Source organism: Streptomyces noursei (assembly GCF_016917755.1).
Lineage (GTDB): Bacteria > Actinomycetota > Actinomycetes > Streptomycetales > Streptomycetaceae > Streptomyces > Streptomyces yunnanensis.
This window is the reverse complement of record NZ_CP070326.1, coordinates 4661207-4675424: the sequence shown is the minus strand read 5'-3', so window position 1 is coordinate 4675424 and position 14218 is coordinate 4661207. Positions and strand designations below refer to the sequence as shown.

Genomic DNA, 14218 nt, shown 5'->3' with positions numbered 1-14218 from the left:
CCCGTCGCGCGCGACCGCCGCCCGGTGCCCCCGAGAGGGGGAGCCGGGCGGCGGCCGTTGTGCGGGAGGACGGGGGAGCGGTCAGCTCTTGGGCATGTCCGGGAGCTTGGGCATGTCCGGGACCTTGATGCTGCCGTCGTCGGTCTTGGTGTACTTCTCGGTCGGGCCGCTCTTCCAGTCGACGGTCAGCGTCTTGCCGTCCGCGCCCGGCTTGAGGGTGCCCATGGTGCGGGTGGTGTCGCCGTCGGTGCACTTGAGGACGGCCATGGTCATCCCGGCCATCTTCTCGACCTTGCCCATGCAGGCGGACTTGTGTCCGTTGCTGAACGCGACGGTGCCCTTGGCGACCACCAGGACCAGCGGGCTGGCCGGCGTGCCGCCCTTCCAGGCGCCCTCGACCGCGGTGGGGTCCGCGGCCTTGCCGTCGCCGCCGCCCGCGGTCGACGGGGCGTCCTGTGGCGCCTTGCTCGGGGTGGTCGCGTCCTTGCCGCTGTCGCCGCTGCTTCCGCAACCGCTGAGCAGCAGTGCGGCGATGGCGGCCGCCCCGGCGAACTGCGCTGCCTTGCGCACGTACGTCTCCTCCGTTGTGGGACAGGTGACGCGAGGCTAGCAGCGGGCCGGGGCGGACGGCGGCCGAGCGGCGCGGGGCGGACGGCGTCCGGCGCCGCCTTGAGGGGCCGGGCGGTCGGTCAGGCCGGGCGGCCGGCGGGCAGTTCCGCGGCGGGCAGCACCCGTCCGGTGACCTCGCCGAGCCCGATCCGGGCGCCGTCCGGGCCGGGTGCCCAGGCGGTGAGGGTGATCTCGTCGCCGTCCTGGAGGTAGGGGCCCTTGCCCTGGGTGAGCTCCAGCAGGCAGCCGAGCTGGTCGGGTTCGGGCCCGGAGACGGTGCCGGAGGCGTAGAGGTCGCCGGTGCGCAACGACGCGCCGTTGACGGTCATGTGGGCCAGCTGCTGGGCGGCCGTCCAGTACATCGCGGCGAACGGCGGGCGGGAGATCACCTCGCCGTTGAGCCGCACCTCGATGCGCAGGTCGAGGCCGCCCGGCTCGGCGGCGGCGTCGTTCAGGTACGGCAGCGGTGCCACGTCCCGGGCGGGCGGCGCCGTCCGGGACGCGTCGAAGGCGTCCAGCGGGGTGATCCAGGCCGAGACGGAGGTCGCGAAGGACTTGCCGAGGAACGGGCCGAGCGGCACGTACTCCCACGCCTGGATGTCGCGCGCGGACCAGTCGTTGACCAGGCAGACGCCGAAGACGTGCTCCCGGAAGGCGTCCAGGCCCACCGGCGCGTGCAGCGCGGAGGGTGTGCCGACGACGAAGCCGACCTCGGCCTCGATGTCCAGGCGGGTGGACGGGCCGAAGACCGGCGCGGGATCGGCCGGGGCCTTGCGCTGGCCGTGCGGTCGCACCACGGGGGTGCCGGAGACCACGACGGTGCCGGCCCGGCCGTGGTAACCGATCGGCAGGTGCTTCCAGTTGGGCGGCAGCGCGGCGCCGTCGGGGCGGAAGATCCGGCCGACGTTGGTGGCGTGGTGCTCGCTGGAGTAGAAGTCGACGTAGTCCGCGACCTCGAAGGGCAGGTGCAGGGTGACGTCGTCGAGCGGGCGCAGCAGCGGGGCCACCGCGGTGCGGTGCGCGGGGTCGGTCAGCGCGGCGCGGACGGCCGCGTGGACCGCCTGCCAGACGGGACGGCCCGCGGCCAGCAGGGGGTTGAGGGAGGCGGCGGTGAGCAGGGCGGCGTGCGGCGCGGGGACGGTGCCGGGCAGGGCGTCCGGCAGGGCGGCCAGGTCCAGGACGTGGCGGCCGTAGCGGACGCCGAGCCGGCGCAGGTCGGGCGCGTCGGCGGTGCTGAACACGCCGTAGGGGAGGGTGTGCGGGCCGAAGGGGTCGCCTTCGGGCAGGTCGAACGGGCTCTGCTCGGGCATGGACACTGCTCCTCGCGTTCGTCGTCGCCGGTGGGCGGCCGGCCGGGGGCTCCCCGCGCGAACCGGGTGGAGAGCGGGGACGGGCGCCCCGTGGACCGGTGGGTCCGTCGATCAGGGTACGACCGGTGGCGATCAACGGGGCGGCCCGCGGCCGGGAACGGACGGTCGCGGGCCGGGAAGCGCCGGGAAGCGCAGGGCGGGCCGGCAGGGTGGGGCACGTCGGTTCGCCGAAGAGGGGAAATGCCTTGCTGCACCGCTCAATTCAGGCTTGCGGGGGTTTGTTGGGTTCGTTGGGTCTGCGGGGCTGGTGGGGGTCTCCTCTGCCTCCTCTGCCTCCTCTGCCTTCTCTGGCCTCTCTGTCCTCTCTGTTGTGTCTTCTCTGCCTTCTCCGGTTTCCGGGGTTTGCGGTCGAAGCGGGCGGCGCGGGGGCGGACGCGGCTACCGGACTCGGAAGGGGAGTCCGGGGCCCAGAAGGGAGTAGCTCCCTCCGCTTGTTACTGGAGAGAGTGAACGGCGCGGCCCGCCCGACGGCGCGTGGTGGCCTCCACCAGGGGCAGTTCGCCCGATACTGCTGTGACATCAGAGGCTCTTGAGGCACCTCACGCCCCTGCCGCCCTATTTCTCCCGGAGAAATGCCGCACCGGGCGGTGGATCAAGAACGTACCTTCGGGGCGGCTTCTGTGCTGGCCGAGTGGTTCGGGGGGCGGGCGCTCGTGGTGATCCAACCGTGACCGGATACGCTGGCCAATGGTGGAGACAGCGACAGATCGACATTCAGTTTGATCGTCAGCAGACAGGAGTATCCCTCGTGACCGTCGTCGGGCCCATTGGGCTGAGCGTGCGGGACAAGGCTCTCGAAGCCGATGTCCAGGCCGGATTGGCGGCTGTCGAGGAGGGCCTGCTGGAGGCCACCAAGAGCGACGTGCCGTTCATCACCGAGGCCGCACAGCACCTGGTGCGCGCCGGGGGCAAGCGGTTCCGACCCCTGCTGGCGATGCTGGCCGCCCAGTTCGGCGACCCCTTCAGCCCCGGTGTGGTCCCCGCGGCCGTCGTCGTGGAGCTGACGCACCTGGCGACGCTCTACCACGACGACGTGATGGACGAGGCCGAGGTGCGCCGCGGAGTGGCCAGCGCCAACGCCCGCTGGGGCAACTCCGTCGCGGTGCTGACCGGCGACTTCCTCTTCTCCCGCGCCTCGCACATCCTCGCCGACCTCGGCCCGGAGGCGGTCCGGATCCAGGCCCAGGCGTTCGAGCGCCTGGTGACCGGCCAGATCCTGGAGACTGCGGGGCCGCGCGACGGCCGCGACCCGGTCGAGCACTACCTCGACGTCATCGCGGGCAAGACCGGCTCGCTGATCGCGGTCGCCGGCCGCTTCGGCGCGATGATGTCCGGCGCCGACGAGACCACCGTCAACATCCTCACCCAGTACGGCGAGCGGCTGGGCACCGCCTTCCAGCTGGCCGACGACGTCCTGGACATCGCCAGCGACTCCCACGAGTCCGGCAAGACGCCCGGCACGGACCTGCGCGAGGGCATCCCGACGCTGCCGGTCCTGCGGCTGCGGGAGCTCGCCGAGAGCAGCGCCGGCACCGCCGAGGACCGCGCCCTGTGCGAGCTGCTGGCCGGCGACCTCACCGACGACGCCCGGCACGCCGAGGCGCTGGCCGGGCTGCGCGCCCACCCGGCGCTGGAGCAGGCCCGCCGGGACACCGTGCGCTACGCCGAGGACGCCCGCGCGACGCTGGCGCCGCTGCCGGAGTGCATGGCGAAGACGGCCCTGGAAGAGCTGTGCGACACGGTGGTGCACCGCGCGGGCTGAGCCCGACGGCAGCCGCCGACGCGGCGTCCCCTAGGGCTTTCCCTCGGGACGGTGCGACCGGCGGTGTACGAGGCCGGGTTGTTCGTGGCCGGGTGTCATCCCTCAGCAGTACGTGGAGTTGGCCCTGCGGGTTGACGCCGGGATCCGCGGTTTTTGGTGGGATGGAGAACACCACGAAGCGGCGGGGCGGGCCATCATGGTCCGGCGGGTGGACGAGTGGACGACACAGCACCGCCGCACACGACGGAGGTAGGCCAGATGCCACGGAACGAACCGACTGAGGTCACCGGGGAATGGGACGGGGAGCGCTCCTCGAAGCGCCGTAAGGCGATGCGGTACGCCGTACCGGTCGCGGTGGCGGGGGTGACGGCCGCGACGATCGGGCTGGTCCCGGCGTTCGCCGGATCCGGGTCTCCGGACCTGCCGAAGATCTCCGCCCAGGACCTGATAGCGAAGATCGCCAAGTCCGATGTCCAGCAGCTGTCCGGCACGGTCCAGGTCACCACGGACCTCGGCCTGCCCGCCCTGCCGGCTGGCATGGGCGCCGGCGGCTTCGGCGGCGGGCAGGGCCGGGACGGCGCGGGCGGTGCCGCCTCGCCGCAGAGCAAGCTGACCGAGCTGGCCTCGGGCACGCACACCCTGCGGGTCGCCGTCGACGGCCCCGACAAGCAGCGGGTGTCGATCGTCGGCAACTCCGCCGACTACACCCTCATCCACAACGGCAAGGACGTCTGGGCGTACGACAGCGGCAGCAACAGCGCCGTGCACCACACCGCCCCCCGGGACGCCCACCACGGTGCGCACCGCGGCGCCCCCGAGGGCCTCTCCAAGGGCCTGCAGAACGCCACCCCGCAGGACCTGGCCAAGGAGGCCCTGAAGGCCGCCGGGGACACCACCTCGGTGACGGTCGGCGACACCGCCAAGGTCGCCGGGCGGGACGCCTACCAGCTCGTCATCAAGCCCAAGCAGGCCGCCTCCACGGTCGGCTCGATCCGGGTCGCGGTGGACGCCGCCAACGGCGTCCCGCTGAAGTTCACCCTCACCCCCAAGAGCGGTGGCCCGGCCGCGATCGACGTCGGCTACACCCGCGTCGACTTCGCCCGCCCGGCCGCGGACACCTTCGCCTTCACCCCGCCCAAGGGCGCCAAGGTGGTCAACGGCGACCGGGCCGCGGAGCAGGCCGCCCGCGAGCACGGGAAGGAGCTCAAGGGCCTCAAGGACCACAAGGGCCTCGACGGCCACAAGGGCCCGAAGGGCGGCGGCTTCCAGGTCATCGGCAAGGGCTGGACGTCCATCGCCACGCTCAAGACCCCCGCCGGGCCCGGCGGCAAGGACCAGCTCGCCAAGGGCGACGCCGGCAAGTTCCTGGACAGTCTGGGCAGCAAGGTGACCGGCTCCTTCGGCTCCGGCCACCTCTTCAGCACCCGTCTGGTCAACGCCCTGATGACCGACGACGGCACGGTCTACGTCGGCGCCGTCGACAAGCAGGCCCTGATAGCCGCTGCCGACGCCGCGAAGAAGTAGGGGGCCCACGGCGGCGGCCGGGCCGCGCCGCACCTCCCGACGGGGGGAGCGGCGCGGCCCGGCCGCGGTCCGCGCGCTCCGCCGCACGGCCCCGAGGGGCCGCCGTACGCCAGGAGTTGGGGGGGGGGGAGACCGTGCCAGCACCACCCGCCGCGGACCAGGGGCGCGCGACGCCGGACGCCGAGCACCGGGTGATCGAGACCCGTGGGCTGACCAAGACCTACCGAGGCGGCCGGCCCGCCGTCGACGGGCTGGACCTCGCCGTGCCGCGCGGCAGCGTCTTCGGCTTCCTCGGCCCCAACGGCTCGGGCAAGACCACCACCATCCGGATGTTGATGGGCCTGATCGAGCCGACCGCCGGCACCGCCCGGGTGCTCGGCCAGCCGATGCCCGGCGCGGTCCGCCAGGTGCTCCCCCGGGTCGGCGCGCTCATCGAGGGCCCGGCGCTCTACGGCTTCCTCAGCGGACGGGACAACCTACGGCGGTTCGACGCCGCCGACCCGGCCGCCGATCCCCGCACCCGCAGCGAGCGGGTCGGTCGGGCGCTGGACCGGGTGGGCCTGGCCGCCGCGGCCGGCAAGAAGGCGCGCGCCTACTCCCTGGGCATGAAGCAACGCCTGGGGCTGGCCGCCGCCCTGCTCCAGCCCCGCGAGCTGCTGGTACTGGACGAGCCGACCAACGGCCTGGACCCGCAGGGCATGCGGGAGATCCGCGCCCTGGTGCGGGAGCTGGCGGCGGACGGCACCACCGTCTTCCTCTCCTCCCACCTCCTCGACGAGATCGAGCAGGTCTGCACCCACGCCGCGGTGATGGCCCGGGGTCGGCTGGTCACCCAGGGGCCGGTCGCCGGTCTGACCGCGGCCGTCCTCGGCCCGGGCGGCCACGGCCGCCTGGCGGTGACCACCCCCGATCCGGCCGATGCCGTCCGGGTCCTCAAGGAGCACGGCCTGACCGGTCTGCGGGCCGACGGGGACCGGGTCACCGGCGAACTGCCCGAGGCGCCGCCGGACGGCCCGGCGCCCCCGGACCCGGCGGAGCTGAACGCCGCGCTGGTCCGCGCCGGCGTCCGGGTCCGGGCCTTCGGCACCCAACGGCCCTCCCTGGAGGACGCCTTCGTCCGACTGACCGGGGAGGGATTCGATGTTGCGGGCTGACCTGCTGCGCAGTGAGATCGCCACGACCTTCCGGCGCTGGCGCACCCTGGTGCTGCTGGCCGTGCTGGCGGGCGTCCCCGTGCTGGTGGGCGTCGCCGTGCGGATCCAGACCGGGCGGCACGCTGGGGGCGGCGGCGGTCCGGCGTTCCTCGCCGGGATCGCAGGCAACGGCCTCTTCCTGGTCTTCACCGCCCTCGCGGTGACGCTGCCGGTGTTCCTGCCGATGGCCGTCGGGGTGGTGGCCGGCGACGCCCTCGCCGGCGAGGCGCACACCGGGACGCTGCGCTACCTCCTGGTCGCCCCCGCCGGCCGTACCCGCCTGCTGTGCGCCAAGCTCGTCACGGTCGTGGCGTTCTGCCTGGCGGGCACCCTCGTCGTGGCGCTGTCCGCGCTGGCCACCGGGGCGCTGCTGTTCCCCCTGGGCAAGGTGACGCTGCTCTCGGGGACGTCCATATCCTTCGGCGAGGGGCTGCTGCGGGCGCTGGCCATCGCGGGCGTCGTGGCGCTCTCCCTGCTCGGGGTGGCGGCCCTCGGCCTGTTCGTCTCCACGCTCACCGACAGCGGCGTCGCCGCCATGGCGACGACCGTCGGCCTGGTGCTCACCGCCCAGATCCTGGACGGCATACCGCAGCTCCAGGCCATCCAGCCGTACCTCTTCCCGCACTACTGGCTGTCCTTCGCGGACCTGCTCCGCGACCCGGTCTATCTGGACGGGATCCTGCGGAACCTCGGCCTCCAGGCGCTCTACGCGGCGGTGTTCGGCTCGGCGGCCTGGGCGCGGTTCACCACCCGCGACATCACGGCCTGACGGATCCCGGCGCGTCCGGCTCCGGGGCGGTCCGGTCCGCGGCGGCGGGCCCGGCCTGCGTGGCCTGCGCCGCCTGCGCCGCGACCGCTTCGCCGGCCCGCGCGCCCGCGGCGGCCAGCTCGGATCGCGCCCGCCGGGCGGTCCGCAGCGCGTCCCAGGTCAGCACCACCAGTGCCGCCCACACCAGCGCGAAGCCGGCCCAGCGCTCCGGCGGCATCTCCTCGTGGAAGACCGTCAGGCCCAGCAGGAACTGGAAGGTCGGCGCCAGGTACTGGAGCATCCCGACGGTGGTCAGCGGCAGCCGCACCGCCGAGGCGCCGAAGCAGATCAGCGGCACCGCGGTCGCGATCCCGCACCCCGCGAGCAGCAGCGCCTGCCCCGTCCCGCCGGTGACGAAGGAGGACTCGCCGTGCACCCCGAGGTAGATCAGGAAGCCCAGCGCCGGCAGCGCCTGGAGGGCGGTCTCGGCGCTGAAGCCCTCGATCCCGTCGAGCTTGATGCCCTTCTTCACCAGCCCGTACGTCGCGAACGACAGGGCCAGCCCGAGCGCGATCCAGGGCATCCGGCCGTAGGCGATGGTCATCACCACGACGGCGACGGCGCCGACGCCCACCGCGGCCCACTGCAGCGGCCGCAGCCGCTCGCGCAGCACCAGCACCCCGAACGCGATGCTCACCAGCGGGTTGATGAAGTATCCGAGCGAGGCTTCGAGGACGTGCCCGGCGTTGACCGCCCAGATGTAGAGGTACCAGTTCAGCGAGATCACCACGGCGCAGACCAGGACCAGCCCGAGCCTCTTGGGCTGCCGCAGCAGCGGGCGTATCCAGGACCAGCGGCGCAGCGCGGCCAGGATGACCAGGGCGACCGGCAGCGACCACAGCATCCGGTGGGCGAGGATCTCGGACGGCGCGGCGGCGCCCAACAGGTGCCAGTAGAGCGGCAGCAGACCCCACATGGTGTAGGCGGCGAGGCCGTATGCGAGGCCGGCTCGCTGGTCGGTTCGAGGCGGCAAGGGGCCCTCCTGGTCGTGCGCGGTCGATGCTGTGCAAGGTAGCGCCGTCCGCCGTTCCTGTCATGTCCGTTTCGTAAGACGGTCATGACAGGAGTGTGAAGGGCTCGGAACGCACGCGCGGGTGCCCGCGGAGAACGCCGCAAGGCGCTCCCCACGGACACCCGCGGGAGGGGTCCGGCCGGTGCGTCGGCTAGCCGACGACCGTCCAGGTGTCGTTGCCGGTCAGCAGGGCACCCAGGTCGCCCTTGCCCTTCTGCTCGACGGCGGTGTCCAACTGCTCGGCCATCAGCGTGTCGTAGACCGGCCGCTCGACGTCGCGCAGCACACCGATCGGGGTGCGGTACAGGGTGTCGGGGTCGGCCAGCCGGGAGAGGGCGAACGCCGTGGTGGGGGAGGAGCTGTGCGCGTCGTGCACCAGGACCCCGTCGGTGCCCTCCTCGGTGACGTCGATGACCTTGAGGTCGCCGGTGGCCGCATCGCGGACCACGCCCTTGGAACCGAGGCCGTCCGGGGCCGGGGTGCCGAACCGGATCGGCTGCCCGTGCTCCAGCCGGATCACCGCCTCCTGGGCCTGCTCCTTGTCCTTGAGGGCCTCGAAGGCGCCGTCGTTGAAGATGTTGCAGTTCTGGTAGATCTCCACCAGCGCCGCGCCGGGGTGCGCGGCGGCCGCGCGCAGCACCGAGGTGAGGTGCTTGCGGTCGGAGTCGACGGTGCGGGCCACGAAGGTCGCCTCGGCGCCCAGCGCCAGGGAGACCGGGTTGAACGGTGCGTCCAGCGACCCCATCGGCGTCGACTTGGTGATCTTGCCGACCTCGGAGGTGGGGCTGTACTGGCCCTTGGTCAGCCCGTAGATCCGGTTGTTGAACAGCAGGATCTTGAGGTTGACGTTGCGCCGCAGGGCGTGGATGAGGTGGTTGCCGCCGATGGACAGCGCGTCGCCGTCACCGGTGACCACCCAGACCGACAGGTCGCGGCGCGAGGACGCGAGCCCGGTGGCGATGGCCGGGGCGCGGCCGTGGATGGAGTGCATCCCGAAGGTGTCCATGTAGTACGGGAAGCGGGAGGAGCAGCCGATGCCGGAGACGAAGACGATGTTCTCCTTGGCCAGGCCCAGCTCCGGCATGAAGCCCTGGACGGCGGCGAGGACGGCGTAGTCGCCGCAGCCGGGGCACCAGCGCACTTCCTGGTCCGACTTGAAGTCCTTCATGGACTGCTTCGCCGTGGCCTTGGGCACCAGGGAGAGCGCCTCGATCTGCGCGGGCTTCTCCGAGACCGTGTCAGTCATTGATGGCCTCCTTAAGGACCTCCGCGAGTTGCTCCGCCTTGAACGGCATCCCGCTGACCTGGGTGTGCGAGCGCGCATCGACGAGGTACTTGGCGCGCAGCAGAGTGGCGAGCTGACCGAGGTTCATCTCCGGCACGACCACCTTGTCGTAACGCGCCAGGACCTCGCCCAGATTCCCCGGGAAGGGGTTGAGGTGGCGCAGGTGCGCCTGGGCGATCCGCTGCCCCGCGCCGCGGACCCGCCGGACCGCCGCGGTGATAGGCCCGTAGGTCGACCCCCAGCCCAGGACGAGGGTGCTCGCGCCCTGTCCGGTCTCGTCCACCGGGTCGTCCACCTCGACGTCGGGGACGGTGACGCCGTCCACCTTCGCCTGGCGGGTGCGGACCATGAAGTCGTGGTTGGCCGGGTCGTAGGAGATGTTGCCGGTGCCGTCCTGCTTCTCGATGCCGCCGATGCGGTGCTCCAGGCCGGGCGTGCCGGGGACGGCCCAGGGCCGGGCGAGGGTCTCCGGGTCGCGCTTGTACGGCCAGAACACCTCGGTGCCGTCCGCCAGCTCGTGGTTGGGGCCGGTGGCGAACTGCACCCGCAGGTCGGGGAGTTCGTCGACCTCGGGGATCCGCCAGGGCTCCGAGCCGTTGGCCAGGTAGCCGTCGGAGAGCAGGAAGACCGGGGTGCGGTAGGTGAGCGCGATCCGGGCCGCGTCCAGTGCCGCGTCGAAGCAGTCGGCGGGCGTCTTCGGGGCCACGATCGGCACCGGGGCCTCGCCGTTGCGCCCGTACATCGCCTGGAGCAGGTCGGCCTGCTCGGTCTTGGTGGGCAGGCCGGTGGAGGGCCCGCCGCGCTGGATGTCCACGATCAGCAGCGGGAGCTCCAGGCTCACCGCGAGGCCGATGGTCTCGGACTTCAGCGCCACGCCCGGGCCGGAGGTCGTGGTGACCGCCAGCGAGCCGCCGAACGCCGCGCCCAGCGCCGCGCCGATGCCCGCGATCTCGTCCTCCGCCTGGAACGTCCGCACACCGAAGTTCTTGTGCTTGGACAGCTCGTGCAGGATGTCGGAGGCCGGGGTGATCGGGTACGAGCCCAGGTACAGCGGCAGGTCGGCCTGGCGCGCGGCGGCGATCAGGCCGTACGACAGCGCGAGGTTGCCGGAGATGTTGCGGTAGGTGCCGGTCGGGAAGGCGGCGGTGGCCGGCGCGACCTCGTAGGAGGTGGCGAAGTCCTCGGTGGTCTCGCCGAAGTTCCAGCCCGCCCGGAAGGCGGTGACGTTCGCCTCGGCGATGTTCGGCTTCTTGGCGAACTTCGCCCGCAGGAACTTCTCGGTGCCCTCGGTCGGCCGGTGGTACATCCACGACAGCAGGCCCAGCGCGAACATGTTCTTGCTGCGCTCGGCCTCCTTGCGGGAGAGCCCGAAGTCCTTGAGCGCCTCGATGGTCAGCGTCGTCAGCGGCACCGGGTGGACGTTGTACGCCGACAGCGAGCCGTCCTCCAACGGGTTGGAGTCGTAGCCGACCTTCGCCATCGGGCGCTTGGTGAACTCGTCGGTGTTGACGATGATCTCCGCGCCGCGCGGCACGTCGCCGATGTTGGCCTTCAGCGCGGCCGGGTTCATGGCCACCAGGACGTTCGGCGCGTCACCGGGGGTGAGGATGTCGTGGTCGGCGAAGTGCAGCTGGAAGCTGGAGACGCCCGGGAGGGTTCCGGCAGGGGCCCGGATCTCGGCGGGGAAGTTGGGCAGCGTCGACAGGTCGTTGCCGAACGACGCCGTCTCGGAGGTGAAACGGTCACCGGTGAGCTGCATACCGTCACCGGAGTCGCCGGCGAACCGGATGATCACCCGGTCCAGGCGCCGGACTTCCTTGCCCGGGCCGCCGTCGCCGGACGTGCGCTGTTCCCCGACTAGCGCTCCGTCGGCCTGTTCGGCTGTGCTACTGACCTGGCTGGTCACTGCTTCGGACCTCCCTCAAGGGGTGCGGCGTCCCCGCCGGACGCAGGGCGTGGGACGGGTCGTACCGACCGGTTGTCCCATAACCATCGTACTTGGGTAAGGGTGCCCTTCCCTGGTCCGGCCATATCGTGGACGTCAGGATGAGACACCGTTCTGTCATGGTTTGTCATCGAATCACTGCCCTCGTCGCCCCCGCCCCCGTGACGCACCGACCTCGTCCATTGGTGCTAGGACCATCGTTCTACGTCCTGCCCCTCAGCTGCTGGTGGATCGGTACATCGCGGATATCTGACAGGGTGTCAGGTCGCTAGGAATTGAGGTAGGTGAGGACCGCGAGCACCCTACGGTGATCCCCGTCACTCGGCGTCAGCCCCAGCTTCAGGAAGATGTTGCTGACGTGCTTCTCGACCGCGCCGTCGCTGACCACCAGCTGCCGGGCGATCGCCGCGTTGGTCCGCCCCTCGGCCATCAGCCCCAGCACCTCGCGCTCCCGCGGCGTCAGGTGCGCCAGCACGTCCTGCTTGCGGCTGCGGCCCAGCAGCTGCGCCACCACCTCCGGATCCAGCGCGGTGCCGCCGCGGGCCACCCGGACCACCGCGTCCACGAACTCCCGCACCTCGGCGACCCGGTCCTTGAGCAGATAACCGATGCCCCGGCTCGACCCGGCCAGCAGCTCGGTCGCGTACTGCTCCTCCACATACTGCGACAGCACCAGCACGGCGACCCCGGGGTGGTCCCGCCGCAGCCGGAGCGCGGCCCGCACGCCCTCGTCGGTGTGGGTCGGCGGCATCCGCACGTCCGCCACCACCACGTCCGGCGGGGCGCCCGCGGCGGCCAGCTCGGCGACCGTCTTCACCAGCGCCTCGCCGTCGCCCACGCCCGCCACGACCTCGTGCCCGCGGTCGGTCAGCAACCGCGTCAGCCCCTCCCGCAACAGCACCGAGTCCTCGGCGATGACCACCCGCACCCTGTCCTCCACGACCGACACGTCCCCCACGACCTCGTTTCCCCACGTTTCCTACGGTCCAGCCTGCCGTCCCCCAGCATTCCAGCATCCGGAACGCGGCGGGCGGGTGAGGGGGAGAAGAGGAACGACGCGGGGCGGCGCGGAAAACGGGGGAGGAAAAGGAGAGGAAGGGGAGGGGAGAGGAGAGGACGGGGGTGGGGCGGTGGCCGGGGAAAGGCGGGTGGGGCCGGACCCCCGTCCCGGCCCCACCCCGATCGTGTCCTCCGATCGTTCTCCCTGGTCGCTCCCCGTTGGTCGTCCGCCGGTCGTCCGGTGATTCGGTCGCCGGTCGCCGATCAGCCGCGCCAGGGCAGCTCGGCGGTGACCGTGGTCGGGCCGCCCGCCGGGGAGTCCACGACCAGCAGGCCGTCGACGGAGCCCAACCGCTCGGCGAGCCCGGCCAGCCCGCCGCCGGCCTCGGTGCTCGCCCCGCCCCGGCCGTTGTCCGACACCATCAGCATCAGCTGGTCCGCGGTGTGCCAGACGTCCACCGCCGCACGGTCCGCCCCGCTGTGCTTGGCGACGTTCTGGAGCAGTTCGGAGACGGTGAAGTAGGCGATCCCCTCGATGGCCGGGGCCGGGCGGCGGTCCAGGTCCACCTCGACGGTGACCGGCACCGTGCACCGGCCGGCCAGCGCGGACAGCGCCGGGCCCAGGCCGCGGTCGGTGAGGATCGCCGGGTGGATGCCGCGGGCCAGGTCGCGCAGCTCCTGGAGCGCGACCTTCACCTCGCCGTGCGCCTCGTCCACCATCCGCGCCGCCGCCTGCGGGTCCGCGGCCAGCTTCTCCTTGGCCAGCCCGAGGTCCATCGCCAGCGCCACCAGCCGGGCCTGCGCCCCGTCGTGCAGGTCGCGCTCGATGCGCCGCAGGTCGGCGGCGGCGGTGTCCACCACCACCCCGCGGTCCGACTCCAGCTCGATGACCCGGGTGGCCAGCGGCGACGGCCCCAGCAGCCCGCGCACCAGCAGCCGGTCCACCTGCGTCAGCCCGCGGAACACCCACGGCCCGGCCAGCACCATCAGCAGCCCGAACACCCCGCTCACCATGGCCGCCACCGTCGGGCTCACATACAGGACGGTGGTCCCGTCCCCCCACAGCTGGATCCCCGGCAGGGAGGCGTACGAGGGGGCGAGCCAGTACCAGAACGGGAAGCTCAGCAGCGCCCAGCCCACCGACCAGAACGTCACCGAGCCGACGAACGCGAACAGCGCCCACGGGAAGTGCACGAACGCATAGAGCAGGTGCCGCCAGGACGCCCCGCTCTTGAGGACCGCCCCGACCCACGCCATCAGGCCGGGCTTCGAGGGGCGCAGCGGCTCCGGGGCGGCCACGTCCAGCCCCAGCAGCGCCCGGGCCCGGGCCCGCTCCAGGGCGCCCAGCCCACGGGCGCCGGCCAGCCCGCCGGCCAGCACCGGGATGCCCAGGAACGTGATCAGCAGGCCGGCGCTCGTCGAGACCACGGCGACCGCGTAGCCGAACATCACGCTGGCCACCGGGAGGCTCAGGCAGAGGTGGAGGAACTCCCGCCAGGTGCGCCCGGCGAAGGGGGCGCGCAGCCCCACCGGCACCCGGTGGCCGCGGGGCCGCGGTGGGCGGGTGGGGTGCGCGGAGTACGCGGTGTCCATGTCTGTCTCGTCCGTCCGTTCTGCCGTGGCGTCCGTGCCGGCGATTCCGGCGGTTCCGGCGGTTCCCGACCGGCCCTGGCCGGCTCCCTCCAGGGTCGGCGACGGGCGCCGCCCGGGC

General features: G+C 72.7%; 11 protein-coding genes. 4 read left to right on the top strand and 7 right to left on the bottom strand.

Translation table 11 applies throughout. From position 1 onward, the window contains the following. Nucleotides 1-81: 81 nt before the first annotated feature. Together JNO44_RS20580 and fahA are read right to left on the bottom strand one after the other, a co-directional pair. Nucleotides 82-570 carry a hypothetical protein gene (locus tag JNO44_RS20580; RefSeq protein ID WP_205365595.1) on the bottom strand — a complete coding sequence of 163 codons (489 nt, stop codon included), beginning with the start codon at nt 568-570 and terminating at the stop codon, nt 82-84. Nucleotides 571-689: 119 nt separating this feature from the next. After that, nucleotides 690-1919, bottom strand: a complete 1230-nt coding sequence (gene fahA, locus JNO44_RS20575) for a fumarylacetoacetase (protein WP_205365594.1) — start codon at nt 1917-1919, stop codon at nt 690-692. Between the two features lie 808 nt (nt 1920-2727). Here fahA and JNO44_RS20570 point away from each other — a divergent pair. The 4 genes from JNO44_RS20570 (at nt 2728) to JNO44_RS20555 (ending at nt 7227) form a co-directional block, all read left to right on the top strand. Beyond that, entirely contained in the window at nt 2728-3741 is a 1014-nt protein-coding gene (locus JNO44_RS20570) for a polyprenyl synthetase family protein (RefSeq protein ID WP_039635241.1), read from the top strand. A gap of 258 nt (nt 3742-3999) precedes the next feature. Next, the gene (locus JNO44_RS20565) at nt 4000-5265 is read left to right on the top strand and encodes a LolA family protein (RefSeq protein WP_205365593.1); all 1266 of its coding nucleotides are present in this window, start codon (nt 4000-4002) and stop codon (nt 5263-5265) included. Nucleotides 5266-5399: 134 nt separating this feature from the next. Further along, a complete protein-coding gene (locus tag JNO44_RS20560) occupies nt 5400-6419 on the top strand; it encodes an ABC transporter ATP-binding protein (RefSeq protein WP_205365592.1) in 1020 nt (339 codons plus the stop codon). Then, on the top strand, nt 6406-7227 hold the full coding sequence (locus tag JNO44_RS20555) for an ABC transporter permease (protein ID WP_205365591.1): 822 nt from the start codon (nt 6406-6408) through the stop codon (nt 7225-7227). Before JNO44_RS20560 ends, JNO44_RS20555 begins: the two co-directional genes overlap by 14 nt. On the opposite strand, the gene rarD is transcribed toward JNO44_RS20555, so the two are convergent. The 5 genes from rarD to JNO44_RS20530 all read right to left on the bottom strand — a co-directional run bounded on the left by rarD (nt 7217) and on the right by JNO44_RS20530 (nt 14100). Next, nucleotides 7217-8239: an EamA family transporter RarD gene (gene rarD / locus JNO44_RS20550; protein ID WP_205365590.1), complete on the bottom strand. Its 1023-nt coding sequence runs from the start codon at nt 8237-8239 to the stop codon at nt 7217-7219. The genes JNO44_RS20555 and rarD overlap by 11 nt on opposite strands. A gap of 190 nt (nt 8240-8429) precedes the next feature. Next, entirely contained in the window at nt 8430-9524 is a 1095-nt protein-coding gene (locus JNO44_RS20545; protein ID WP_189857168.1) for a 2-oxoacid:ferredoxin oxidoreductase subunit beta, read from the bottom strand. After that, nucleotides 9517-11469 carry a 2-oxoacid:acceptor oxidoreductase subunit alpha gene (locus JNO44_RS20540; RefSeq protein ID WP_205365589.1) on the bottom strand — a complete coding sequence of 651 codons (1953 nt, stop codon included), beginning with the start codon at nt 11467-11469 and terminating at the stop codon, nt 9517-9519. The genes JNO44_RS20545 and JNO44_RS20540 overlap by 8 nt, the downstream gene beginning before the upstream one ends. A 307-nt stretch (nt 11470-11776) precedes the next feature. Then, a complete protein-coding gene (locus JNO44_RS20535; RefSeq protein WP_067358626.1) occupies nt 11777-12436 on the bottom strand; it encodes a response regulator transcription factor in 660 nt (219 codons plus the stop codon). A 335-nt stretch (nt 12437-12771) separates the two neighbouring features. Further along, the gene (locus tag JNO44_RS20530) at nt 12772-14100 is read right to left on the bottom strand and encodes a sensor histidine kinase (protein WP_205365588.1); all 1329 of its coding nucleotides are present in this window, start codon (nt 14098-14100) and stop codon (nt 12772-12774) included. Nucleotides 14101-14218: the final 118 nt, after the last annotated feature.